At 64.9% G+C, this 25475-nt stretch carries 21 protein-coding genes; 6 read left to right on the top strand and 15 right to left on the bottom strand.

Annotated elements, in window-relative coordinates; all coding sequences use genetic code 11:
* Positions 1-4: 4 nt before the first annotated feature.
* The 4 genes from MB818_RS18105 to MB818_RS18090 are packed head-to-tail and all read right to left on the bottom strand — an operon-like array spanning position 5 to position 4951.
* Positions 5-1240, bottom strand: coding sequence for a Tm-1-like ATP-binding domain-containing protein (locus tag MB818_RS18105; protein WP_234140641.1), 1236 nt, complete (start codon positions 1238-1240; stop codon positions 5-7).
* A complete protein-coding gene (locus tag MB818_RS18100; RefSeq protein ID WP_234140640.1) occupies positions 1237-2181 on the bottom strand; it encodes a homoserine kinase in 945 nt (314 codons plus the stop codon). Before MB818_RS18100 ends, MB818_RS18105 begins: the two co-directional genes overlap by 4 nt.
* Complete coding sequence (locus tag MB818_RS18095) at positions 2178-3476, bottom strand: aspartate aminotransferase family protein (RefSeq protein WP_238905952.1); 1299 nt, start codon at positions 3474-3476, stop codon at positions 2178-2180. Before MB818_RS18095 ends, MB818_RS18100 begins: the two co-directional genes overlap by 4 nt.
* Positions 3473-4951 (bottom strand): aldehyde dehydrogenase, encoded by a 1479-nt coding sequence (locus tag MB818_RS18090; RefSeq protein WP_238905951.1) that lies wholly within the window; start codon positions 4949-4951, stop codon positions 3473-3475. Before MB818_RS18090 ends, MB818_RS18095 begins: the two co-directional genes overlap by 4 nt.
* A gap of 126 nt (positions 4952-5077) precedes the next feature.
* On the opposite strand from MB818_RS18090, the gene MB818_RS18085 reads away from it, so the two are divergent.
* Positions 5078-6433 (top strand): aspartate aminotransferase family protein, encoded by a 1356-nt coding sequence (locus tag MB818_RS18085; RefSeq protein WP_238905974.1) that lies wholly within the window; start codon positions 5078-5080, stop codon positions 6431-6433.
* A gap of 59 nt (positions 6434-6492) precedes the next feature.
* On the opposite strand, the gene MB818_RS18080 is transcribed toward MB818_RS18085, so the two are convergent.
* Complete coding sequence (locus MB818_RS18080) at positions 6493-7095, bottom strand: response regulator transcription factor (RefSeq protein WP_238905950.1); 603 nt, start codon at positions 7093-7095, stop codon at positions 6493-6495.
* Between the two features lie 311 nt (positions 7096-7406).
* Here MB818_RS18080 and MB818_RS18075 point away from each other — a divergent pair, with 311 nt between their 5' ends.
* The 3 genes from MB818_RS18075 (at position 7407) to MB818_RS18065 (ending at position 11740) form a co-directional block, all read left to right on the top strand.
* Positions 7407-7877, top strand: coding sequence for a putative pterin-binding protein (locus tag MB818_RS18075; RefSeq protein ID WP_235789612.1), 471 nt, complete (start codon positions 7407-7409; stop codon positions 7875-7877).
* Between the two features lie 39 nt (positions 7878-7916).
* Positions 7917-10499: a hybrid sensor histidine kinase/response regulator gene (locus MB818_RS18070; RefSeq protein ID WP_238905949.1), complete on the top strand. Its 2583-nt coding sequence runs from the start codon at positions 7917-7919 to the stop codon at positions 10497-10499.
* Positions 10500-10996: 497 nt separating this feature from the next.
* A complete protein-coding gene (locus MB818_RS18065) occupies positions 10997-11740 on the top strand; it encodes a Hint domain-containing protein (RefSeq protein ID WP_238905948.1) in 744 nt (247 codons plus the stop codon).
* A 38-nt stretch (positions 11741-11778) separates the two neighbouring features.
* Here the strand turns inward: MB818_RS18065 and MB818_RS18060 are convergent, their stop codons facing one another.
* A complete protein-coding gene (locus MB818_RS18060; protein WP_234140630.1) occupies positions 11779-12663 on the bottom strand; it encodes a LysR family transcriptional regulator in 885 nt (294 codons plus the stop codon).
* Positions 12664-12837: 174 nt separating this feature from the next.
* Between MB818_RS18060 and MB818_RS18055 the strand changes: the two genes are divergently transcribed.
* Positions 12838-13914 (top strand): NAD(P)H-dependent flavin oxidoreductase, encoded by a 1077-nt coding sequence (locus MB818_RS18055; RefSeq protein ID WP_234140628.1) that lies wholly within the window; start codon positions 12838-12840, stop codon positions 13912-13914.
* A gap of 8 nt (positions 13915-13922) precedes the next feature.
* On the opposite strand, the gene MB818_RS18050 is transcribed toward MB818_RS18055, so the two are convergent.
* The 6 genes from MB818_RS18050 to MB818_RS18025 all read right to left on the bottom strand — a co-directional run bounded on the left by MB818_RS18050 (position 13923) and on the right by MB818_RS18025 (position 20752).
* Positions 13923-14486, bottom strand: coding sequence for a DUF4202 domain-containing protein (locus MB818_RS18050; protein WP_234140627.1), 564 nt, complete (start codon positions 14484-14486; stop codon positions 13923-13925).
* Positions 14483-15187 carry a Crp/Fnr family transcriptional regulator gene (locus MB818_RS18045; RefSeq protein ID WP_234140625.1) on the bottom strand — a complete coding sequence of 235 codons (705 nt, stop codon included), beginning with the start codon at positions 15185-15187 and terminating at the stop codon, positions 14483-14485. The genes MB818_RS18050 and MB818_RS18045 overlap by 4 nt, the downstream gene beginning before the upstream one ends.
* A 104-nt stretch (positions 15188-15291) precedes the next feature.
* On the bottom strand, positions 15292-16410 hold the full coding sequence (locus MB818_RS18040) for a THUMP domain-containing class I SAM-dependent RNA methyltransferase (RefSeq protein WP_234163261.1): 1119 nt from the start codon (positions 16408-16410) through the stop codon (positions 15292-15294).
* A 55-nt stretch (positions 16411-16465) separates the two neighbouring features.
* A complete protein-coding gene (locus tag MB818_RS18035) occupies positions 16466-16843 on the bottom strand; it encodes a 5-carboxymethyl-2-hydroxymuconate Delta-isomerase (RefSeq protein ID WP_238905946.1) in 378 nt (125 codons plus the stop codon).
* 150 nt (positions 16844-16993) lie between these two features.
* Positions 16994-19384 carry a thiamine pyrophosphate-binding protein gene (locus tag MB818_RS18030; protein WP_238905945.1) on the bottom strand — a complete coding sequence of 797 codons (2391 nt, stop codon included), beginning with the start codon at positions 19382-19384 and terminating at the stop codon, positions 16994-16996.
* 165 nt (positions 19385-19549) lie between these two features.
* Positions 19550-20752: a methionine gamma-lyase gene (locus MB818_RS18025; protein WP_238905944.1), complete on the bottom strand. Its 1203-nt coding sequence runs from the start codon at positions 20750-20752 to the stop codon at positions 19550-19552.
* 116 nt (positions 20753-20868) lie between these two features.
* Between MB818_RS18025 and MB818_RS18020 the strand changes: the two genes are divergently transcribed.
* Positions 20869-21327, top strand: coding sequence for an Lrp/AsnC family transcriptional regulator (locus MB818_RS18020; protein ID WP_234140617.1), 459 nt, complete (start codon positions 20869-20871; stop codon positions 21325-21327).
* A gap of 63 nt (positions 21328-21390) precedes the next feature.
* Here the strand turns inward: MB818_RS18020 and MB818_RS18015 are convergent, their stop codons facing one another.
* The 3 genes from MB818_RS18015 to MB818_RS18005 form a co-directional block, all read right to left on the bottom strand.
* The gene (locus MB818_RS18015; RefSeq protein WP_238905943.1) at positions 21391-22170 is read right to left on the bottom strand and encodes a carnitinyl-CoA dehydratase; all 780 of its coding nucleotides are present in this window, start codon (positions 22168-22170) and stop codon (positions 21391-21393) included.
* A 3-nt stretch (positions 22171-22173) separates the two neighbouring features.
* Positions 22174-24186 (bottom strand): acetate--CoA ligase family protein, encoded by a 2013-nt coding sequence (locus MB818_RS18010; protein WP_238905942.1) that lies wholly within the window; start codon positions 24184-24186, stop codon positions 22174-22176.
* An 82-nt stretch (positions 24187-24268) separates the two neighbouring features.
* Positions 24269-25429, bottom strand: a complete 1161-nt coding sequence (locus MB818_RS18005; RefSeq protein ID WP_234143687.1) for an acyl-CoA dehydrogenase family protein — start codon at positions 25427-25429, stop codon at positions 24269-24271.
* Positions 25430-25475: the final 46 nt, after the last annotated feature.

Here is a 25475-nt window from a genome sequence, read left to right as displayed (position 1 = left end):
GTTGCTAAGCCCCTTTGCCGACCAGCCCCCTCGCCATCCAATCGTCAAAGATCGCCAGCGCCCGGTCCGAGAACGCGGCGTCGTTGATATGGGCATCGAGTTCGACCAGGTCGGCATTGGCCGGACAAGTGCTGCGGATCTCCTCGCAAAAGGCCGCCAGCCCGTCCGCATCATGCAGCGGCGCACCGGGGCGGTCCCATTCGTTGCAGCCCCCGGTGGGCAGCATCAACGCCACCGGACCCTTGGCGCCCGCCAGCTTGCCACAAATGGCGCGTGCGACATCGCGGCGCTCGTCCGCCTCCAGCACTGCCGAGGTCAACAGACGGTTATGGGCGTGGTTGGGCCGGTCGGCCAGCGCCGGGGGCGGCGCCTGCCAGCCGACATAATCGACCAGATCGTAACAACCCGGCGCCACCAGCTGCGGGATGCCCTGCCTGCCCGCATTGGTCATCCTGTCAGCCCCCGCCGAGAGGCCGCCGTAAAGGTGGTTTGCCACCTCTTGCGGCGCGAAATCGAACACCGCGGCAAAGGCGCCCTCGGCCGCAAGGCTCTCGAACGCGCGCCCGCCCATGCCGGTGGCGTGGAACACCGCCACCTCGTATCCGCGCGCCTCAAGCGCCGGTTTCAGGCTGACCATATAGCGCAGCACCGTCTTGCCAAAGCTGGTCATGCCGATCAGCGGCCGGTCGCGATGCGGCGCCTCGACCGCGCGCGCGGCCCCCAGCACCGCCCCCGCGGCCTGGCTGAGCGAGGCCTTGCAGATCGAATTCAGCCCATAGAGCCCCCCCGCCCAGAGGATCATCTGCACATCCGCCGGGATCCGCTCGGGCGGCAGCAAGGGTGAGAACGAGACGGTCGAGACGATGTATTTCGGCACCCCAAGCGGCAGTGCCGCGCACAGGTCCAGCGCCAGATCGGTGCCCATGGTGCCGCCCAGCACGATCACCCCGTGAATCCGGCCCGCACGATACAGCTCCAATGCCTTGGCCGCCGCACCGGCGGCCATGATCTGCATCGCGGCATTCTCGTCACCGCTGTCGATGGCCGCCTGTATGGAACTGCCGCCGGCCTCGGCCACCTCATGCTTGGAGACATCCGTGGGACGGGACGGATCGCCCAGCACGCTGACATCCATCGACAGCACGTCCCCCCCCTGCGCCGCGATCACGCCGGCGAGGTAATTCAGCTCGTCATCCTTGGTGTCATAGGTGCCCGCGATCAGGATCGTCTTGTCGCTCATCTCAGCCTCTCCTCCATGAAATCTCCGGCCAGCCGCAGCGCGGTGTCCAGCATGCGTGTCGATCTTTGCCGCCCGCCCGGTTCGTCCAGCCGCGACAGGATCCAGCCCGGATAGGTCAGCGCCCGCAGCAGCAGCATGAAATCGAGCGTGCCGGGGTCGACCTTGCGGCGCACGGCATAGCCCGCGCACAGACCCGCCCTCAGCCGGCCGTATTCGGGCTGGCCGATGAACTTGACCAGAACCGTCGCAAGGTCGAAATCCCGGTATCCCCAGGCGCTATCGTCGAAATCTATGAACGCCACGCGATCGTGGTCGACCAGCACATTCTCGGCGACCAGATCGGCATGGATCAAGCCCTGATCGGCATCGGGGGCGAACCCTTCGAACCCGGCCAACGCCCGCTGGCGGGTTGCGATCATCAACTGCCGCTGCTCGGGGTCGAGGTCAGGGTGTTCCCAGAACCGACCCCAGAGCGGGTCCGGCCCCAGCAACCCCGACCGCCGCCAGTCGGGACGCTGGAATCCGCTGGGCAGTGTCCAGCGGTCCGTCAGATCGTGCATCCGGGCCATCTGTGCCCCGATGGTGTGGCCCATGGCCTCGGCATCCAGTCCCGGCGCCAAGCGCCCCATTTCGCCCAGTGGACGGCCATCCAGCCATTCCAGCAGGCTGACATGCCGACCCTCGACCCGGCCCAACAAGGTGCCATCCACCTGACGCACCGGTTGCGGAACCAACAGTTCCGCCTTGCCCAGCATCTCCATCCAGGCAAGCTCCGAGTGCAACTCGGCCTCGCTCCGGTAGCCGGGACGGTGAAAGCGCAACGCATAGTGGCGCGTGCCGTCCGACACCTTCCAGACCTCGTTTTCCCGCTGCGCGGCCAGCTCATGACGGGCCCCGTCGAGGCCCCAGAGTCTCAAGGCATGGGCGAGGGCAAAGGTCACGGCACTAACGGCGTTTCGGACAGGACGGTGTCCAGTGTTTCGATCAACTGGTCTGCATTGGCACGGCTGAACGGCATCGGTGGGCGGATCTTCAGCGTGTTGTAATGGATGCCCAGGAAATTCAGCAGCACACCCCGTTGCCGCATCGCGTTGGCGACCCGCTTGGCAAAGGCGGTGGCGGGGGTCTTGTCGGCCCGGTCCAGCACCATCTCGGCCCCGAAGAACAGCCCCGATCCGCGCAGATCGCCGATGCATTCATGCCTCGCCGCAAGTTCGCGCAATCCCTCGCGGGCATACTCACCCACCGCGCGCGCGTTCTCCATCAACCCTTCGTCCTGCACCACCTTCAGGGTTGCAAGCGCGGCGGCCGCCGAAACCGGGTTTCCGCCGAAGGTGTTGAAATAGCGGAACCGCTCGCGAAACGCGGCCATGATCCCGGGGCTGGTCACCACCCCGCCCACCGGATGGCCGTTGGCCATCGGCTTGCCCAGGGTCACCACGTCAGGCAGAAAGCCCGCCTTCTGGTGACCCCAGAAATGGCTGCCCAGGCGGCCAAAACCGGGCTGCACCTCATCCGCGATCACGGTGCCACCGGCGCGGCGCACGGCCTCGATTGCGGGGGCGAGCCATCCGGTCTCCAGCGTGGGAAAGCCTTCATTGGCAAAATAGGGGCAGATGATCAGGCAGGCGAGCTTGTGCCCGCGCGCGGCCAGTGCCGCGATCTGCCCCTGCACGGCGGCGGCAAACGCTTGTGCATGCGCCGGACCGGGAACGCCGCCCAGGGGGCGATAGCTGTCGGGTGCGGGCACAAAGGCCATGTTGTCCCAATACCCGCCGGGCGGCGGATTGGTGCGCGACAGTTGCGATACCGCCGTCGTGTTGCCGTGATAGGTGTGATCGGTCGCGATCACCCCGGTGTTGCCGGTAACCGCCTGCGCCATGCGCAGCGCGATATCGTTCGCCTCAGAGCCTGTGCAGGTCAGGATCGCGGTGTCCAACGGCGCATCGAATGTCGCGGTCAGCGCCTCGACATAGTCGAGGATACCCTCATGCAGATAGCGGGTATGGGTGTTCAGCGTCGCGGCCTGCGTCGCAATGGCCTCGACCACGCGGGGGTGACAATGCCCCACATGCGGCACGTTGTTATAGCAATCGAGATAGGTGTTGCCGTCGCTGTCCCACAGCCAGACCCCCTGCCCGCGGACCACATGCACCGGTTCGTCATAGAACAGGCTGACATTCGGCCCCAACAGGCGCGCGCGCCGGTCTAGAAGGGCCTGGGTCTCTGGCGTCATAGCTGCATCCAGGCGGTTTTCAGATCCACGTATTTGTCCAGCGCATGCAAGCTCTTGTCATGGCCGTTACCCGACTGGCCGACGCCGCCCAAAGGCACGGTGCCGTCAGCGCCGCCATAGGTGTTCACATGCACCACACCGGCGCGGATGGCGCGCACCATCCGATGCGCGCGGCTGAGGTCCGAGGTCCACAGGCCGGAGGCCAGACCATAGACGGTGGAATTGGCCAGATCGACCGCCTCTGCCTCGGTGTCAAAGGCGCTGACCGCCAGCACCGGGCCAAACACCTCCTGCTGGTTCAGCGTCGCGTCGCGCGCCACACCGGTCATCACCGTGGGCTGCATGTAATATCCGCCCGTCACCTCCAGAATGCGCTGGCCGCCGAGCGCGCAATCGGCGCCCTCGGCCAAGGCGGTCTCGACAAAACGCAGGTTCTGCTCCAGCTGCGCCTCCGAATGCACCGCCCCCACGGTCGAGCCCAGATCGAGCGGGTCGCCCACCCTCAGCGCGCTGGCATGGCGGCAGAGCGCATCGACGAATTCGTCATGGATCGACCGTTCGACGATCAGACGCGAACCCGCGACACAGACCTGCCCCGAATTGCGAAAAATGCCCGCCGCCGAAACCTTGGCCGCATGATCCAGATCGGCCACATCACCAAAGACCACATTGGGCGACTTGCCGCCCAGCTCAAGGTAACAGCGTTTCAGGTTCGAACGGGCGGAGTACTCCAACAACCGCCGCCCGACCGCGCCCGAGCCGGTAAAGACCAGAATGTCGATCTCCATCGACAGGCCCATCGCCTCGCCCACTTCGGATCCCTTGCCGGTGACCACGTTGAACACACCCTCGGGCAGCCCCGCCTCCAGCGCCAGTTCCGCCAGCCGCAGGATCGAGAGCGAGGCGCTCTCGGCCGGTTTGACCACGATGGAATTGCCCATGGCCAGCGCCGGCGCGATCTTCCACGCGCCGATCATCAGGGGGAAATTCCACGGCAGGATGGCGCCCACCACCCCCACGGGTTCCTTGTGCACGAGGCCGAGGATATCGCCCCCCGTTGGCGCGATCTCGCCATAGACCTTGTCCAGCGCCTCGGCGTAGTAACGAAAGGTCCCGGCGGCCGAGCCGCTTTCGGCCTTGAAGGCCATCGAGATCTCGGTGCCGTTGTCGCGCACCCCCTGCACCGCAAGGTCCAGCGCCTCACCCTCGATCAGCTCTGCCAGGCGGGTCAGCACCTTCTTGCGGGCGGCGGGCGGCTGCCCCGCCCAGACACGGGCGTTGAACGCATGGCGCGCGGCGGCCGTAGCCCGTTCAACCTCGCGAGAACCGCCCCGCGCGATCTGCGTCAGAACGCTCCCGTCGATGGGCGAGATCACGTCAAGCGTCTCGCCCCCAGTCTCGACCCTGCCACCGATCACATGGCCGCGCGGGGGGATCACACGGGTCCGCAGGGCGTCGATAGCTGCCTGATCCATGGCGGGGTCCTCCATCCCAATCGGTTCATTATTCAAACCATCGTTTCATAAAATGCTTGTCATAGAGAAATCCCTGTGTCAAGCATGAGCCAAAGAGACCTGCCGCGACACGAGGGAGAGGACCCGATGAAAACCGCCAATTTCATCAAGGAGAACAACGCCCGCCAGTTCTGGCAGCCGATGACTCATCCCGCCGATGCCCAGGCCAATCCGCCCAAGATCATCACCGGCGCCTCCGGTGTCCGCATCCGCGATATCGACGGGCACGAGACGATCGACGCGGTCGGCGGGCTGTGGAATGTCAACCTGGGCTATTCCAACGACGCGGTGAAACAGGCGATTGCCGGGCAGCTCGACAGCCTGCCCTATTACTCGACCTTCCGCGGCACCACCAACGATGCCGCCATCGAACTGGCCTATGACCTGTGCGACTTTTTCGCCCCCGAGGGCATCCAGCGCGCGTTCTATACCTCGGGCGGCTCGGACAGTGTCGAGACCGCGCTGCGGCTGGCGCGGCAGTATCACAAGCTGCGCGGACAGCCCCAGCGCACCAAGTTCCTGTCGCTGAAAAAGGGCTATCACGGCACCCATTTCGGCGGCGCCTCGGTCAATGGCAACAACAAGTTCCGCACCGATTACGAACCGCTGCTGCCGGGCTGTTTCCATATTCCCGCCCCCTATACCTATCGCAACCCGTTCAACGAGACCGATCCGGCGCGGCTGGCGCAGCTGTGCGCGCAGGCGCTGGAGGACGAGATCGCCTTTCAGGGGGCCGAGACGATCGCCGCCTTCATCATGGAGCCGATCCTGGGCGCGGGCGGGGTGATCCCGCCGCATGAAAGCTTCATGCCGATGGTACGCGAAATCTGTGACCGCAACGGCATCCTGCTGATCGCCGACGAGGTGATCACCGCGTTCGGCCGCACCGGCGCCTGGTCGGGGTCGCGCCTGTGGGGGGTGCAGCCGGACATGATGTGCACCGCCAAGGCGATCACCAACGGCTATTTCCCATTTGGCGCGGTGCTGATCGGCGCGCGGATGACCGAGGTGTTCGAGGGCGACACCAGCGGCAAGGGCGCAATCAGCCACGGCTATACCTATTCCGGCCACCCGGTGGGCGCGGCTGCGGCGGTGGTCTGCCTGAAGGAAACACTGAAAGCGGATGTCGCCAGCAATGCCGCCGCGCGGGGGGCCGAGCTGTATTCCGGCCTGCAAGCGCTGGCCGCGAAACACGAAATGATCGGCGATGTACGCGGCGGTCATGGTCTAATGGCGGCACTCGAGGTGGTCGCCGACCGCGCCAGCAAGGCCCCCGCCAACGCCGCCACGATGAACACCGTCTACGAGACGGCGTACAGGGCCGGGGTGATGCTGCGGATCTCGGGCCCCAATATCATCCTGTCGCCGCCGCTGGTGCTGAGCGAACAGGATGTCGCGGACATCCTGTCGGCGCTCGATGCGGGCTTTACCGCGCTGGGTTGAGCACCGCGCCCCATCGATCGCAACAAAGGTTGTCCGGGCGGCATCCTCGACAAGACGGTTCAGGCAAAACCGTTCTCGCGCGCAAGCATCGCGGCATGGGTGCGGTTCTTGGCATTCATCTTCTTCGTCAGGGCCCGGACATGCATCTTGACGGTGGTCTCGTGCACGGCCAGTTCACGCGCGATTTCCTTGTTGGACCACCCGTTGCAGATGCCTTGCAAAACATCCTTTTCCCGGCCCGTCAGTTCCCATGGCGTTTCCTCTGCCTCACCGAACAGGAAATCGAACGGCGCGAATACCTCGCCCTCGACCATGAACCGGACCGCCAGCACCATTGAACGCGCGTTCATGGTTTTCGGAATGAATCCCGCAGCGCCAAGCGCCAAGGCATTCTCGGCAATCCGTCGGGACGCCGCGCCCGACAGCAGCGCCACGGGACGATCCGCGTTTAGCGAGATCATTCGCTTGAGACCGTTCAACCCATCCATCCCTGGCATGTCATAGTCGAGCAAGACCAGATCGAATGCACCGTCCCGTTCGACGATGTCACAGGCCTCACTCAGGTTGTCCGCCTTCTCCACCCGAACATCCATCTTTGCCTCGATAAAGGCACCGATGGTCTCGCGTACCAGATGGTGGTCGTCAGCAATCAGTATCCGCATGGGTATCTTGAATTCTTCAAAGCCTGTTCAACCGAGTTGTCCGATCGTATTCGCCCTTCCCTTTGGTCAATTCATATCAAAATGGGCAAACCCAAAGAAGCGCGTTGGATCACCGCCCCCCGTTTCATTGGCGTGTGCGCGCAAACCTTCGATCCCAGAATACGTCCTAAAGTATAGGATCATACGCTAACGATAAGCTGCTTTACCGTCTTTTTTCTGCAATCACTGTGTCACTTACCCAGCATCCCAACACGGACAAAAGAAAGGAAGTGGACGTGATCAGAGCTATCGCCGCATATCTTGCCGTTCTGATGATGTCTGTGCTTCCCGCAGGGGCGGGAACGCTTTCCGATCCGACCGGACCAGTCGTTCTGACGGTCACGGGTAGGATCGGAAACGGCAATACATCGGGGGTGGCTGCCTTCGACCTTGAGATGCTCGAGGCGATGGGCACCGCCGAGATCACGACATCGACAATCTGGACCTCGGGTCTCGTGACATTCACCGGAGTGCGTCTGGCCAAGCTGCTCGAACATGTCGACGCCCAGGGCAGCACCCTTGAGGCGACAGCCATCAACAACTACTCCATCGCAATACCGATTTCCGATGCCACGGACGATGGACCGATCATCGCCTATCTGCGCGACGGCAAGCACATGAGCATCCGGGACAAGGGGCCGCTCTGGATCATCTATCCCTATGACCAGTCGGCTGCGTATCAGACCGAACTGATCTACTCTCGCAGTATCTGGCAACTCGACCGTATCGTCGTGGCCGACTGATCCCGGCCGTGACCGGCGGAGTGGCCAGCCTTGACGCGCATGACATTGAAAAAAAACCTCAGGAGCGGCGCCACCGGCGCTGTCTTGACGTTGCTGCTCGGCATGGTCGTGGTCAGCACGGTCAGCGTGGTGAACCAGTTCGCTGCGTTTCGGCGCGCGGATTCCGACAATATCCCCTGGAACCTGGCCCAGGCCGAAGTCGAATACCTGCAATTCCGGCTCGAGGTCGAAACCCTGCTCACCCAGGGTGCAGCACCTGGGGCACAGGACAGCATCGACGCGGTAAGACGCAATTTCGACGTGCTCTACAGCCGGATCGCAACCATATCCGAAAGCCCGCTCTATTCAGAGGTCCGCGAAAACCCCCGATCCGCGGGTTCCTTTGACGCAATCCAACGCTATTTCGACTGGGCCGTCCCGATCATCGACGCAAGCGATGTAGAGTTGCTTGACCGATGGGCGGAATTCACCCGTGAAACGCGAACGATCGGCGCGCATCTGCGCAATCTCTCCCTCTCCGGGGTTGCGGTTTCGACACTGCAATCGGATCGTGGCCGGCGCGACGTCCTGTCGGCGCTGTCCATCGCCGGTCTTTCCACCCTGTTGCTGTTCCTGCTGCTTGCGGGCGTGATCCTGATAGTCTGGAACACGAGCCGAAAGCTGCGCCGCTCGATGTACGAGGCCGAGATGACGGGCGCCCGGCTTTCCTCGGTCATTTCGACATCGCCGGTTCCGATTGTCGTCAGCGACAAGAAAATGCGCATCATCGAATACAACATGGCAGCCGAAGCGTCATTCGGCTTTTCCAGGGCCGAGGCGATCGGCGCCGATGTCGGCACGCTGCTTGTACCGCGCGATCTGCGCAAGGCACACAAGGCCGGCGTGCACCGGTACTTTGCAACCGGGCATGCCACGCTCATCGGACGCAAGGGCAACCGGTCACGCGCCTTGCGCAGCGACGGGACCGAGGTTCCGGTCGAGATCTCGCTTTCCAGCGGCAACGGTCCCGATGGCCGCATCTTCGTGGCTTACATCCGTGACCTTACCCTCGACCTGGAAAAGGAAGGCGAACTGAGAGAGGCGCACCACATCGCATTGGCCGGGGAACGCGCCAAGGAGCGGCTGTTGAACACCATGAGCCACGAGATGCGCACGCCCCTGCACGGTATCATGGCGGCGCTCGAACTGCTCGGGAACACCAGACTGACCGAAACCCAACTGCGCTACATGCGGGTCACCAAGAACGCCGCCGCGACATTGCTTCATCACGTCAACAACGTTCTTCAGGTGGCCAGCGACACCTCGAAACACCTGCGCATCGAAGCCGCGGTCTGCGACCTGCACGAACTGGTCTCGGGCGTGATCGACCAGCAGCGCATTCTCGCAGCAAAGAACGGCAACACCTTGTCTCTGTCCGCTTTCCCGGCAGAATTGGGATATGTCGAAGTCGACGCGCATCACCTGCGGCAGGTGCTGGTCAACCTGCTGAACAATGCGGCCAAGTTCACCCATAACGGCACGATATCCCTCAGGGTTCTCGTTCACTCCGCCACCGGCGAGCTGGAGTTTCGCGTGCAGGATGACGGTATCGGCATCGCGCAGGACGACCAGGTTCGCATCTTCGACGATTTCTTTACACAAGACGCGTCCTTTTCGCATCTCAGTTCCGGCACCGGTCTGGGGCTGGGCATCACGCGTCGGATCATCGCTGCCATGAACGGCAGTATCGGGGTCACAAGCAGTCCCGGTGAGGGCAGTACGTTCTGGTTCCGAATCCCTCTGATCCGTGCGCGGGAACCGGCGCCAGACACGGAAAATCCGGCACGCGACGACATCGCCGAGCCTGCCGACGGCGCCTCTCTCGGGGCGCTCGACGTTCTTGTGGTCGAAGACAACGAGATCAACCGGATGGTGATCGGCGAGGCGCTGGCGGCATCCAACATCAAGGTGACGATGGCCAGCGATGGCCTCGAGGGGGTCGAACTGGCAGCTCAGCAGCGTTTCGACTGCATCCTGATGGATATCAGCATGCCGGGCATCAGCGGCGTCGACGCCTTGCACCTGATCCACAAGGGAAATGGCCTTTCAAAGGATACGCCGGTCTTTGCGGTCACCGCCCATGTGCTTGCCGACGACCGGAAACGCTTTGTCGAGGCGGGTTTCGACCGCGTCATCGCCAAACCGTTTTCGTTCAAGGCGCTGGTTGAAGAGATCGCCGCAGCCGCAAGCGGGCAGGCCCCCGCCCCCTCTGCGCCTGATACAAACGAGGCCGCGCTGATCAATCCGGCGAACATCGAAGAGATGCGGCTGACTTTTGGTCGCGACAAGACAGCCGATCTTCTTGCCGCCTTTCTCGGCGATGGCCGAAAAAGCCTGGACCGGGTAACCAATCTGGCACAGCGCAGGGAACAGGATCTGGCGGCAGTCGCATCGGAATTGCATCGGTTCAAGGGGACCGCCGCCATTCTCGGTGCCGAAGAATTGGTCGCGCGTCTGCAGGACCTCGAACTTCAGGCCGCCCGTCACAACTCTCCGCCGTCCGCGGAACAGCTTGCGGAACTGGGCCGATTGCTGGATCGCTCCGTCGTGTCGTTGCAGGAGGTCATTGCCGATGCGGATTGATCATTTCTTTCGGAACCACGAGCTCCCCTTAAGGTCTTCACAGTGAGGTTGTCGGCATGCGTCGAAGTGACATCAACGATGTACGCGGCGAAGCACAGGGCAAGGCAGGTCAGAACGACAAATTCGACAGACGCGAACCCATCTTGCTTGCGCAAGAATGACTTGAGCATTTGGGTTTATTTCCTCTCTGAGATCAGGATGCGCGATACATCCGGAATGCCCAACCACTCGAAACAATTGTTGCGCGGTCAACGCTCTAGGGCAAACCGTCATTGGGATGACAATGGCTGTCTTTCAGACATCGGCCCTATCGCAAGATAGCTGTCTTACGGTATTGAAATCCCCGGCCTGCCGCTTTCGATACCATGTGATCTTTTGAACGTAATCATCCTGATCCTTCGATCTGCCTTCGATGCGCATCAGGGGGTAACGCGTCGAAAACCTTAACGCCGCGACATCCTCCGCCGGTAGTCTGACTAAAAAATGAGGCAGAGCAAATGTTGCAAGACCGTTCCTTTACCGGGGATCCGTTGTCGCATGGCAGCGGCCCGTTCGACTGTACCGCACGGCGTGAACCCCTGCGGGTCGATGGATTGTCGATTGTCCGGCGTCTGGGCGAATTCCTCGGGTTCGATCAGGACGCGGTCGACCGCACCCTCTCGTATGATCCCGATGTTTTCACCGGCTTTCTGCCCGGCACGCGGATTGCGACCAACCTTGGCTGGCGCCCGGTCGAGGCAATCGCCGCCGGCGATCTGGTCGCAACCTTTGACAGCGGGCCAAGACCGGTCACGGCCGTGACCAGAGAGCGCATCGCGATGTCCAGATCGGCACCCCTTCTGGCCATCGCACCGGGGGTGATCGGTAACACGCGTGAGATGGTCATGCTGCCCAATCAACCGGTGATGATCGAAAGCGACACCGCCGAATTGCTGCTCGGGGACCCGTTTGCCGTTGTTCCCGCGATTACCTTGGACGGCGTAGAAGGTGTAACGCGCCTGACGCCGACCACCTATGCCGAGGTGATAAAGCTGCATTTCAACGATGACGAGATCATCTATGTAGAGGGCGGGGCGCTGTTGCTGTCCTTTGCCCATTTGCCCGGAACGCTGGACCTGGGTCTGATGAACCCCGTCTCGACAGAGCGCTATTGCGTCCAGCGCGGGGCGTTGCTCGAATACCTGCTGCACGGGTTCAATCAGAACCAGCCGTCCAGACAGGCCTGCGAAATCAGACGATGAAACCGGTTCAATGATGATCCCGGCCCCGCGTTCCACCCTCAGCCCGCCATGCGGATCGGCGGGTCGCGCGTCAGCGCCTCCAGAAACGCCCGTTGCGCGGGCGAGACATAGGCGGATTTGCGGCGAATGAAATCGGTGGTCACCTCGGCCTCGCCCGGCTCCAGCGGGTGCAGGGCCAGCCCCGCCTCGCCCCAGACACGGGTAACCAGCCGGCGCGGCATCAGGGTAATCCCGACCCCCGCCGCAACACCCGCGCGAATGGCGTCGAGCGTGCCGAATTCCAGCGTCCGCACCCCCACCACACCGCGCCGCGCCAGCACATCCTCCAGCCGCTGACGATAGGAACAGCCCAGCCGCAGCACCAGCTGGCGCACCCCCGGCGCGCCCAGAACCTGACCCAGGCTGCGCCCGTCGCGCCGGGCCACGATGCACAAATCCTCGCGAAACACCGGCGTTGCCTCAAGATCGGGATGCGCCACCGGCCCGCAGACCAGCGCCCCCTCGACCCCATGGGCCAGCACCATCTCGACCAGTTCGCGGCTGGTGCCGGTCTGGATCGACATGTCCACCGCCGGATGCGCCCCGGCGAACTCGGACAGGACCGGCGCCAGATGCAGCGCCAGCACCGTTTCCAACGCCCCCAGGTTCAGCGGCCCCTCGGGCGCGCCATCCTGGGTCACCGCCTTTCGGGCATCACCCAGCAGGGTCATGACCTGACGCGCATAGGGTAACAGAACCTCGCCCGCCGCCGTCACCGCGACCCCGCGGCTGTGGCGATGAAACAGCACCACCCCCAGATCATGTTCAAGATTGCGGATGCGGGTGGTGACATTCGACTGCACCGTGTTCAGCTCGGCCGCCGCGCGGTTCATGTTCCCCACGCGCGCCACACAGTCGAAGAAACGGAGATCGGCAATATCCATGCGCTCACTTTTCCAGATTGATCGTGGCTCTTGGCATTCAAACGAAAGATAGCACAGCCGCCGTTTCATGCCAATGATATCTCGATCCCCGATAGCTCCGATCGCAGCTCTTCATTGGGTTCCGGCAACAATCGGGCCTAGTATCGGGGCAACACCAGCAAGGCAGGGTCCGACATGTACCGAAACAGCTTGATGGAGCGTCTGGCGCTCGACCATCCAATCATCCAGGCTCCGATGGCAGGCGGCGGCGACACGCCCGAGATGGTGATGGCGGTGGGCAAGGCCGGCGGGCTGGGCAGCATGGGGGTGTCCTATCTGCAACCCGACCGGATCACCGCCAATGCCGCCCGCGTGCGCGAGGGCAGCAATGCGGGTTTTGCCGTCAACCTGTTCGCGCCGCTCGATCCGCCACCCTTTCCCGCCAATCCAGGCCCCGCGCTCGACTTCGTGCGTCCGCATTACCAGGCGCTGGGGATCACCCCGCCCGGCACGATCAACGGGGCCGAATTCGATTTCGAGGCGCAGGTGGAGCAGGTGCTGGACAGCGGCGCCTCGGTCTTCAGTTTTGCCTTTGGCATCATGCCCGACCATGTTATCGACCACGCCCGGCAGCGTGGCATGCTGGTGATGGGCACCGCCACCAGCGTCGCCGAGGCGCAGGCGCTCGAGGCGGCGGGGGTGGACGCGGTGATCGCACAGGGGTCCGAGGCGGGTGGCCACCGGGCCGGGTTCGGCGCCGATCTGACCCGCACGATGGTGGGCACCATGGCGTTGGTGCCGCAGGTGGTCTCGGCTGTCGGCGTGCCGGTGGTCGCCTCGGGCGGCATCACCGACGGGCGCGGCATCGCCGCCGCGCTGGCGCTGGGGGCAAGCGCGGCACAGATCGGCACCGCCTTTCTGACCACGACCGAGGCGGGTATCCCTGAGGCGCACAAACAGGCGATCCTGACCGCCAAAGAAACCGACACCACCCTCACCCGCGCCTTTTCCGGGCGCCCCGCGCGCGGCATCCGCAACCGTGTCATCGCCGATGGCGAGGCGATGCCCGACCGCCTGCTCGACTTTCCCTATCAGAACGCGCTGACCCGCGCCCTGCGCGCCGAGGCCGCCAAGCAGCAGAACCCGGATTTCCTGTCACTCTGGGCCGGTCAGGGGCTGGGTCTGGCGCGGCGCCTGTCGGCGGCCGAGCTGATGCAACGTCTGGTCGAAGAGATGCAGGCCGCTCTGGCCAGCGCGGCGCGCTACGGCTGAGGCCCAGCTCAGCCCGTGAACGCGGCGGCCAGATCGGCGGGCAGGTCGAATTCCTCCAGTACCCTCGCGCGCGCGGGCGCCGACATCTTGCGCGCGGTCTTTTCGACGATGTCCTGCACCTTCTCCGGGCTGTGCTTGGCCGCGAAGGGTGCGAAATACCAGCGCAGGAAGACGAAACAGATCACATCCTCCAGCGCCTGCACCAGCGCGTCGCGCTTGATGCCTTCCTTGCGCAGCATCCGGCCCGCTGCCGCGATTTCTTCGGCGCCGTATCCGGCCTCGGACATCAGCCCACTCACCACCTCGGCATGATGCACCGCCTGCGCCCGGCGCCAGGCCAGGTATCCGGCGCGGCCCTCGGGATATGTGGCGCGCGCCAGTTTCCAACGCTCCACATGCTGTCCCCGCGCCGCGATCTGCAACACATCCGGCGCATCGGGCACCAGCCGCGCCAGCTCGGCGCTCATTCGCTCGCCGTAAAGCAGCGCCTCGGGCCGCCCCTCGTCCAGCCGGGGATCGGCGCTGTTGGCGCTGTCGATGGCGGCCAGAACCGCCTGCAACCGGGTCGTCATGACTTGCTCCAGCTATCGGCCGGATCGCTTTCGGCATAGTCGCGCAACATCGCCACATCCTCGATATCGGCATGGTTGCGCTGAACGGTCACCCCCGCCGCCTTGAGCCGCGAGAAGGCGCGGCTCAGGCTTTCGGGCTTCATGCCCAGACGGCCCGCGATCAGCATCTTGTCATAAGGCAGCGTCACCTCGCATGGACCCTGCTCGCAATCGCACAGTTCCAGCAGGAACTCGGCCACCCGCTGCGCGCCGGTCTGCGCCTTGAGCTGTTCCAGCTGCGCCACCAGCGAATGCAGATGGCCGAACGTGGTGGCCAGGATCGAGATACAGATCTCGGGGTCGCGCCGCATCAGCGAGACAAAGACGGGGCTGGGGATATGCATCACGTCGCAGGGGGTCACTGCCTCGGCCGAGACCGGATAGGGCATGTTGCGCAGCGCCACCGCCTCGCCAAAACTTTCGCCGCGGGTGAACACGCTCACCACCGCCTCGGACCCGGTCGGCGTCATCCGGAACAGCTTGACCCAGCCGTCGATCACAACATGAATCGCCTGCGCCTTTTCCTCTTGCAGGAACAGCGTCTCGCCCCGGTCATAGCTGCGCCAGACCGCCTGATTCAACAAGGCGTCCACATGCTGTTCCGGCAACGACCGGATCAGCAGCGAATTGCGCGCGATGGCTTTCTGCGCCTCGTGGGCCACGGGTCTCTCCTGTCTCGGGCGACTTGGGGTCAGACTAGACCGGTTGCCCGCGCGACGCATCTGCCTTTTGTCCCCGCGCGCGTCAAGCAGCTTTGTCAGCGCTATCAGCGCAGCCGGGCCGACTGGTAAAGCCGCACCTTGATGCCACCATGATCGACCACCGGGCCGGGCGCCTGAAACGGCAGCCGGGTCGCCCGCGCCAGGCTCATCTCCGAGGTGATCAGCCCGACACGCCAACCGCTGAAACGCTCCATCAGCACCTTGCCCAGACTGCCGTAAAGTGAACGCAACCGCGCCTGATCGCCGATCCGCGCGCCATAGGGCGGGTTGACGATGACCAGTCCGGGCCGCCCCTCGGGCGGGCGGATATCGCTGACCGGGCGCTGATGAAACGCGCAGAAATCGCTGACGCCCGCGCGGGTCGCATTGGCGCGGCTGGCCTCGATGGCGCCGGCGTTGCGGTCCGAACCGCAATACAGGCTCTCGGGCCTGCCACCCGCGCCCGCCGCGGCGCGCAGCGCCTGCCACCGGGCGGCATCGAACCCCGCCAGCTGTTCAAAGGCAAAGCTGCGCGTGCGCCCCGGCGCCAGCCCGGCCGCCCATTCCGCGGCCTCGATCACGAATGAGCCCGAGCCGCACATCGGGTCGAGCACCGGCTCGGCCCCGTCGAACCCGCATTGGCGCAGGAACAGCGCCGCCATGGTCTCGCGCATGGGGGCCTTGCCCACCGCCTCCTTGTGGCCGCGCTTGTGCAGCGCCTCGCCCGAGGTGTCGATGGAAAAGGTGCAGAAATCGCGCTCGATCCGCAGCATCAGGCGAATATCGGCCTCATCCGAGATCGGGGCGCCCAACTCTTCGGTGATGGCGCGTTCGATCCGCTGCTTGGCGGCGCCTGCGTGATAGATCTTGGACTTGCGGCTGACCGCCTCGACCCGAACAGGCACATCCGCGCGCAGGAAATCGCCCCAGGCAAACTTGCGCGCCCGCTTGTCGAGCTGCGCCAGATGCACCGCCGGAAAGCCGCCAATCCGCACCAGCACCCGGCCCGCACCGCGCAAGACCAGATTGGCGCGCATCACTTCGGACCAAGGCCCGCGCGTCTCGACCCCGCCGGGCACCACGCGCGGTTCGGCAAAACCGCACTCGGATGCCTCTTCGGCCAGAGGCTGTTCCAGCCCCGGCGGCGCCATCAGGAAAATGTCATAGCTTTGCGTCTTGTCCATCCCCGGCAATTACAGCGGATCGCACAGAGGGGCTAGGGCAATCTCTGAACCGGGTTCAGAGGTGATCGCGGATCGAGCCGGTCTTGGGCGACAGGTCCGGGTCGATATCACGCATTTCCAGCGACAGGGCCAGCGAGCGCTGTGCCATGACCGGGGCAACAAAGGCGCGGACCGCTTCGAAGACCTTGTTGGCAGCGGCCTGTTTCACCTCGGGCGCGCGGCCCGCGCGCAGGCGGATCGAAATGTCGATGAACCCGTGCTTGGGATCACCATCGGCAATAGCCCAGTGATCGGCACGAAAGGCGCGCACCCGGATGCCCGGCATGGGAAAGGTGTCGATCCCCGCGGCGGTGGCGCGGATCACCTCGCAAAGCGCACCGATATCCAGCGCGTCCTCGAGGTTGCCGGAATACTCGACGATGAAATGCGGCATGGCCTCCTCCTCGCACCAGGGTCAGGCGGCGCGGTGGCACAGGATTTCAAGTGAAATCCGTGAGCAGGGATTTCCTTAAATCCCTGCCCCCTTGACCCGCGACCCGAGCCTGTAACAGGTTAACCACTCTCCCGCAGGCGGGGGCAAGCCCTATCCGACCAGCCGCGCGGGTTGGCCCGGACGACCGGCGGTCAGCCCCTCGACCCGCCCGACAATCGCGCCTGCGTCGATGCCGAAATGGCGGTAGAGATCGCCGATGGTGCCGGTCTGGCCGAAATGCTCGACCCCCAGCGGGATGGTCCGGTGCCCGGCCACCGATCCCAGCCAGCCCAGCGTTGCCGGATGCCCGTCGATCACCGTCACCAGATGGCAATGCGGTGGCAATTCGCCCATCAGCCGTTCGATATGCGACAGCGCCGCCGGGTTGCCGCGTGCCCGTGCCCGTTGCGCGGCGGTCCAACCGGCGTTCAGCCGGTCCGCCGAGGTCACCGCCAGCACACCGACATCGCGCCGTGCCTCACCCAGCAGGCCGGCGGCGCGGATCGCCTCGGGTGCCACCGCGCCCTGATAGGCGATCACCACCTCGGCATTGGGCCCCGGCTTGCGCAGCCAATAGGCACCGTCGATGGCGCCCTGGCGAAAGGCATCGTCCACCCGCTTGCCCGGCTGCTCGATCGGATTGGTCGAAAGCCTGAGATAGACGCTGCCCCCGGTCTCGTCGCGCAGCCAGGTGCGCTCGTCCGGGTCGCCCTCGCCATCGCGTTGCAGATAGTCGAACGCCCATTCCATGATCACCGCCAACTCGTCGGCAAAGGCGGGTTCGAACGCGGCCAACCCGTCCTGGCTCATCCCGATGAGCGGCGAGCCGATGGATTGATGCGCCCCGCCTTCGGGCGCCAGCGTCACACCCGAGGGCGTGCCCACCAGCATAAACCGCGCATCCTGATAACAGGCATAGTTCAGCGCATCGAGGCCGCGCGCCACAAACGGGTCATAGACCGTGCCCACCGGGATCAGCCGCTTGCCGAACAGCGAATGGCTCAGCCCCGCCGCCCCCAACAGCAGCATCAGGTTCATCTCGGCGATGCCCAGCTCGATATGCTGACCCTTGGGCGTGAACTCCCATTTCGCGGTCGAAGGGATCTTGTGCTCGATAAACGCGTCAGCCTGATCCTTGCGCGCGAACAGCTTGCGCCGGTTCACCCAGGGGCCGAGGTTGGTGGTGCCGGTCACATCGGGCGAGGTGGTGACGATGCGCGCCGCAAGCTCGCTGTCGCCCTTGCTGAGATCATCCAGCACCTTGCCAAAGGCGGCCTGGGTCGAGATCTCGCGGTCGCTCGCAATCTCGATCCCCGGCACCGCAAGGCGCGCATCGGAGAACCGCCGCCGCCCCTTGGCGAAAAACGGCACACCGTCCAGAAAGGCGCGCAGCGCACCGGGGTCGGCGACGGTGGCCAGCGGCTCCCATTCCTGCCCCTCGGGCACGCCCATATGGGCCTGCCAGGCGGCAAACTGGGTCTTGTTCATCAGCCCGCCATGATTGTCCTTGTGGCCCGCGATCGGCGTGCCCCAGCCCTTGACCGTATAGGCCAGGAAACAGGTGGGGCGGTCATGGTCGATGCCGGCGAATGTCTCGGCCATGGTGGCCACGCAATTGCCGCCGAGATTTTCCATCAACTCGGCCAGTTCCTCATCGCTGCGCCGGTCGAGCAAGGCAGAGACGTCGCCCTGATCGCCCAGTTCCTCCATCAGCCGCTTGCGCCAGACCGCACCACCCATGAAGGTCAGCGCCGAATATTGCTGGTTCGGACAGGCGTCGATCCAGTCGCGCAGCTTGTAACCGCCCGGTTCGGCAAACGCGGCCCGTTGCAGCGCGCCATACTTGATCCGCACCACGTCCCAGCCGAAGGCGTCGAAAATCTTCTCGACCCGTTCGAACAGACCCTCGCGCACGATCCCGTCCAGCGACTGGCGGTTATAGTCGATGATCCACCAGCAATTGCGCAGGTCGTTCTTCCACCCCTCTTGCAGGGTCTCGTAAACATTGCCCTCGTCCAGCTCGGCATCGCCCACCAGCGCCACCATCCGGCCCATGGGTGCGCCCTGCCCCCAGTCCTTGGCGGCGATATAGTCCTGCACCAGCGCGGCAAAGGCGGTCACGGCCACGCCCAGCCCGACCGAACCGGTCGAGAAATCGACGTCATCCACATCCTTGGTGCGGCTGGGATAGGATTGCACCCCGCCATAACCGCGAAAGTTCTCCATCCGCGCGCGGTCCAGATTGCCCATCAGATACTGGATGGCATGGAACACCGGGCTGGCATGGGGTTTCACCGCCACCCGGTCCTCGGGCCTCAGCGCACTGAAATAGAGTGCCGTCATGATCGACACCATCGAGGCCGAGCTGGCCTGATGGCCGCCGATCTTGATCCCGTCCACCTTGGGGCGGATGTGATTGGCGTGGTGGATCATCCAGTGCGACAGCCACAGGATGCGCTGTTCGATGGTCTTGAGGTGGCTAAGGTCCTGCGGCGTGCTCATCGGCGCTCTCCTTGCAATGCGGGATCAGACCCGTCCGGCGAAGTCTATCATCTCCCTGCCCCGGTCGCTCGGGATTTCAACGCCGGGTTTGCCCCGCGCATCGGTCCGGTCAGGGGTATCCGGGGGCCGCGCACCCCTCCCCGAGGCGCGCGGCCGCCACCGCCCTCAGGCGGCGGCCTGAACCTGGGGCGCGTCCAGCGACTGCGCCAGATCGGCCAGAATGTCCTCGACCTCTTCCAGACCGACCGACAGGCGGACCAGCCCGTCGCTGATGCCATGCTCGGCCCGTTCTTCGGGCGTATAGGTGGAATGGGTCATCGAGGCCGGGTGCTGGATCAGCGTCTCGGCATCGCCAAGCGACACCGCGCGGGCGATCATGTTGAGCCGGTTCATCATCGCCCGGCCTGCATCCATGCCGCCCTTGAGCTCGAACGCGATCATCGCGCCGGGCTGGGCCATCTGCCGGTTTGCCAGCTCGTGCTGGGCAAAGGAGGGCAGACCGGGGAAATAGACCTCGCCCACCGCCGGATGCGCGGCCAGCCATTCGGCCACCACCTGCGCCGAGGCGCAATGCCGGTCCATCCGCAGCGCCAGCGTTTTCAGCCCGCGCAGGATCAGCATCGCGTTGAACGGGGCCATGACGGCGCCGGTCATGTCCTTCATGCCATAGAGGCGGATCTCGGCGATCTGCTCGGCACCGCCCACCACAAGGCCCGCCACCACATCGCCATGGCCGCCCAGATATTTGGTGGCCGAATGCAGCACGATATCGGCGCCCATCTCGATGGGCCGGGTCAGGTAGGGCGTGGCATAGGTGTTGTCGACCACGACCGAGGCACCGGCGCCATGCGCAATCTCGCTCACCGTCGCGATATCGACCAGCCGCATGTTCGGGTTGGCGGGCGTCTCGAAATAGACCACGCGGGTCTTGTCGCTGATCGCGGTTTTCAGGTTCTCGGGGTCGGTCAGGTCCACATGGGTGATGGTCACCCCCCATTTCGCCAGCCCGTGCCGCATGTAAGAGAAGGTGCAGCCATAGAGCGTCTTGTCCACGATCACCTCATCCCCCGGCGACAACAGCGTCCACAGAACGGCGGTGATCGCGCCCATGCCTGAGGACAGCGCCAGCCCGGCCTCGGCCCCTTCGAGCGTGGCGATACGCTGTTCCAGCAGGTCGAGCGTCGGGTTAGAGATACGCGAATAGATATGCCCCTGACGCTCGCCCGCGAACATCTCGCCCCCGGCTTCGGCGGTCTCGAACGCAAAGGTCGAGGTCAGATGCAAGGGCGGCGTCAGCGCGCCCTCGTGGTCCAGCGGGTCATAGGCGTGGTGGATGGCGCGGCTGGCAAAGCCCTTGGCATGGGTCATGGCGGGATCTCCTGATCTGGTTTTGCGGTCAGGATAGCCAAGCCAAACAGCGATGAGATTGCTATTTCTGCCAATCTGATATTCAATATTGGCAGTTTCTGCCAAGAAAGACGAAAATGGATAGCAAAGATCGCCAGATCATCCGCGCCCTGCAACAGGACGGACGCATGACCAACCAGGACCTGGCCGAAAAGGTGAGTCTCTCGCCCTCGCCCTGCCTGCGCCGCCTGCGCAATCTTGAAAAGAGCGGCGCCATCCGTGGCTTTGCCGTCGATGTGGATCCGGCCGCCTATGGGCTGCCGATCACCGTCTTTGTCCGCATCCGGCTGGAACGTCACAATCAGGAGGACGTGCAGCGGTTCGAAACCCGCGTGCGCCAGATCGACGAAGTGCTGGAATGCCACATCATGACCGGCGCGATGGATTACCAGCTGCGGGTGGTGGTGTCGGGGCTGGACGCTTACGAACAGTTCATCCGCACCCGCATCCACCCCATCGGCGGCATCGCCTCGATCGACACCAGTTTCGTTTACAGTACTGTGAAGAAAACCGCCGTGTTTCCGCGCCTAGGTTAGACCCGGGATATCGTACATGATACGGCGCCGAAAAGGCGCCTCCTCACTTTCGTTTCCTGCCCCTCAGCACCCTTTCCAGACCGGATCGCGCTTCTCGGCAAAGGCGCGGGCGCCCTCCAGCTGGTCCTCGGACGAATAGAGCACATCCACCGTGCGCAGCTGCCGTTTGGTGATCTTGTTCATCGTGTCCTGGAACTTGGCATCCTCGGCCTCGCGCACGATCTCCTTGATCGCGGCATAGACAAGCGGCGGGCCACTTGCCAGCAGGCGCGCCAGTTCCCAGGCGCGGTCCATCAGCTGCGCGCCCGGCACGATCTCGTTCACCAGCCCCCAGCGATGCGCCTCCTCGGCATCGAACCAGCGCCCGGTCAGCAAAAGCTCCATCGCGATGTGATAGGGGATGCGCTTGGGCAGCTTCACGCTGGCCGCATCGGCCACCGTGCCCGAGCGAATCTCGGGCAGCGCGAACGTGGCGTGATCGGCGGCGATGATCATGTCCGCCGACAGCGCCAGTTCCAGCCCGCCGCCGCAGGCGATGCCGTTGACGGCGGCAATCACCGGCTTGTTCATGTCGCGCAGCTCCTGCAAACCGCCGAAACCGCCGACGCCATAATCCCCATCCACCGCATCGCCATCAGCCGCCGCCTTCAGGTCCCAGCCGGGGCAAAAGAACTTTTCGCCGCCGCCGGTCAGGATCGCCACACGCAATTCGGGGTCGTCGCGGAACGCGCGGAACACCTCGCCCATGATCCGGCTGGTGGCCAGGTCGATCGCATTGGCCTTGGGCCGGTCCAGCGTCACCTCGAAAATGGCGCCGTCACGGCGCGTCTTGATGGGGGTCATCGGTCAGCCCTTTCTGATCAGTGCATCTACCGCCACCGCCCGGTCCGGCGTGGCAAGGAGCGGGTTGATCTCAACCTCGCCCAGTGTGTCGGCATGGGCAAGCACATAGTCCTGCACCGCCGCAACCGCCTCCAGGATCGCATCCATATCGGCCCCCGGCTTGCCGCGATAGCCCGCCAGCAGGGGCGCGATGCGCAGCTGCTCCAGCCCGGCGCGGATAGCCTCGGGCGCGGCAGGCACCAGCAGCGACACGGTATCCCGCATCAACTCGGTCAGCACCCCGCCCGCGCCCAGCGTCAGCACGAAGCCATGCGCCGGGTCGCGGACGACGCCCACCAGCAATTCGGCCACCGTGTCGCTCACCATCTCCTCGACCAGCACCTCGGGTGTGCCGATCTCGGATGCAACACGCGCGATATCCGCCGCCGCCACGCCCAGCCGTACCGCGCCATGGTCCGATTTATGCGCCAACCCGACGCCCTTTACCGCAAAGGGCCCGCGCAGCCCATCCACCGCCTGCGCCATCCCGTCAGCGCGCGCGGTCCGGTTGCGCGGCACCGTCAGCCCATGCGCCGCCAGCGCCGCCTTGGCCGCACCCTCGTCCAACAACCGCTCCGCCGCGCCCAGCCCCGGCAGGCACAGCGGCACCGGATCGGGCGCGCGCAGGCTGGCCGCCGCCTCGGCCGCCGCCAGTGCCTCGCGCAGGCCCATCAGGGGCACCACGCCACCCGCCATCAGCTCGGCCGCCACATCAGGCGGCATCAGTTCCGGCAGCGTTGCCACCACGGCAAAGGGCGCCCCGGTCTCGGCCCGCACCCGCAGCGCCGCCTGGGTGGCGCAGGCCCAGTCGCTGGCATCGGTCACCGGATAATCGACAATCGAAACGGTCAAGGCGATGCCCTCACCGGTCATCCCGGACCAGGCCGCCGCCATCGCATCGGTGTCGCGCCAGATATAGGTGTGGTAATCCAGCGGATTGCTCAGCGCCACCATCGGCCCCAGCGCCGCGCGCAAGCGCAGCCGCTGGTCCCCGCTCAGCGGTGGAAAGCGCAGCCCGCCGCCCTCGGCCATATCCGCGATCAGGCTCGCCTCGCCTCCCGAACAGCTGATCGAGGCAATGCCCCGCCCGGCAAGCGGCCCGCAGCAATGCAACAGTTTCAGCGTCTCCAGCAGGTCGGGCAGCGCCCGTAGGCGCGGGATGCCCAGACGGTCCAGCAGCGCCTGCGCCCCCGCATCGCTGCCCGCCAGGGACGCCGTATGCGACACCGTCGCCTGCCGCGCCTGTTCCGAGGCCCCGACCTTGAGCGCCACCAGCGGCACGCCCCGCGCATCGGCCTTGGCCGCCAGCGCCTCCCAGTCGCGCAGATCGCCGAACCCCTCGATATGCAGGCCGATGGCGGTCACCCGGGGGTCGTCCAGCAACCCCATGGCAATCCGCGCCTGACCGGTCTGCGCCATGTTCCCGCAGGTCACCACATAGGCGATGGGCAGGCCGCGCTGCTGCATGGTCAGGTTGATCGCGATGTTCGAACTTTGCGTCAGGATGGCCACGCCGCGTTCGACCCGGCTGCACCCATGCTGATCGGGCCAGAGTAGCGCCCCATCGAGCGCATTGACGAAGCCATAGCAATTTGGGCCCAGGATCGGCATGTCACCCGCCGCCGCCACCAGCGCGGCCTGCAACTCGCTCCCGGTCTCGTCCTCGGCCAAAGCCTCGGAAAAGCCGCTGGCGAAACAGACCGCCCCGCCCGCCCCCATGGCCGAGAGCAGCGCCACCGCCTCGACGGTGGCATGCCGGTTGATGCCGATAAAGGCCGCATCGGGCGCGCCCGGCAGATCCTCCAGCCGGGCAAAGGCCGGATATCCCTCGACCTCCGCCGCCTTGGGATGCACCGGCCAGATGGCACCGCCGTAACCCATGCGCCGGCACTGCACGATCACCTGACGACACCAGGCGCCGCCCCCGATCACCGCGATCGAGCGCGGCTGGAACATGCGCGACAAGCCCTTGCTCATGACAGGCCCCCTGCCCTTTCACTTTGCCGAAAATACTCCCGCCGGAGGCGTCGCGCTTCAGCGCGAACCCGACCGCGCGCCATCACGCCCCCAGCGGACGCAGCAGGTCACGGCTGATGATATGGCGCTGGATCTCGCTGGTGCCGTCCCAGATCCGCTCGACCCGCGCATCGCGCCAGAACCGCTCGATCGGGAAATCGTCCATCAGCCCCATGCCACCAAAAATCTGCAGCGTGGCGTCGGTCACCCGCGCCAGCATCTCGCTGGCATAGACCTTGGCGCTGGCGATCTCGCGATTGGCGGGCAGACCCTGGTCCAGCCGCCAGGCCGCCGCCAGCGTCAGCCAGTCGGCGGCGTCGATCTCGGTGATCATGTCGGCGATCTGAAAGCTGACGCCCTGGAACTTGCCGATGGCCTGCCCGAACTGTTCCCGCTCTGCCGCGTAGTTCAGCGCATAGTCGAACACCCGCCGCGCGCGACCCACGCTCATGGTGGCCACGGTGATCCGGGTGGCATAGAGCCATTCGTTCATCACCGCGAACCCGCCATCGACCTCGCCCAGAACCTGCGCATCCGGCAGGCGGCAATCGTCGAATTCCAGCACCATGTTCTTGTAGCCGCGGTGGCTGACCGAGCGGTATCCATCGCGGATGGTGAAACCGGGCGTGCCCCGGTCGACCAGAAACGCCGTGATACGCTTCTTTGGTCCCTTGGGTGTCATGTCCTCGCCGGTCGCGATGAAGACGATGATGAAATCGGCATGATCGGCGCCCGAGATGAAATGCTTGGTCCCGTTCACGACCCAATCGCCGCCATCGCGCACGGCCGAACATTTCATCCCCCGCACATCCGACCCGGCGCCGGGTTCGGTCATCGCCAGCGCATCCATCCGCTCGCCGCGCACGGCGGGCAGCAGATAGCGCTCGCGCTGCTCGCCCTCGCAGGCCATCAGGATGTTCTGCGGCCGCCCGAAGAAGTGGTTGAGCGCCATCGAACCCCGCCCCAGCTCCCGCTCGACCAGTGCGAATTCCAGATGCGACAGGCCCGCGCCACCCACCTCCTCGGGAAAGTTGCAGGCATAAAAGCCCAGCTCGATCGTCTTGCGCTTGATCTCGTCGGCGATCTCCTTGGGCACCTCGCCGGTGCGCTCCACCAAATCCTCGTGCGGATAGATCTCCTTCTCCACAAAGCTGCGAACGGTAGAGACGATCATCTCCTGCTCTTCGCTCAATCCGAAATGCATGGCACGGGCTCCTGTTGCGGTTTGAAACAGGAAATCCCGGCTTGCG

Origin of the sequence: Ruegeria alba (assembly GCF_022321465.1) — a bacterium.
Lineage (GTDB): Bacteria > Pseudomonadota > Alphaproteobacteria > Rhodobacterales > Rhodobacteraceae > Ruegeria_B > Ruegeria_B alba.
This window is presented reverse-complemented; position numbering and strand designations above follow the sequence as displayed.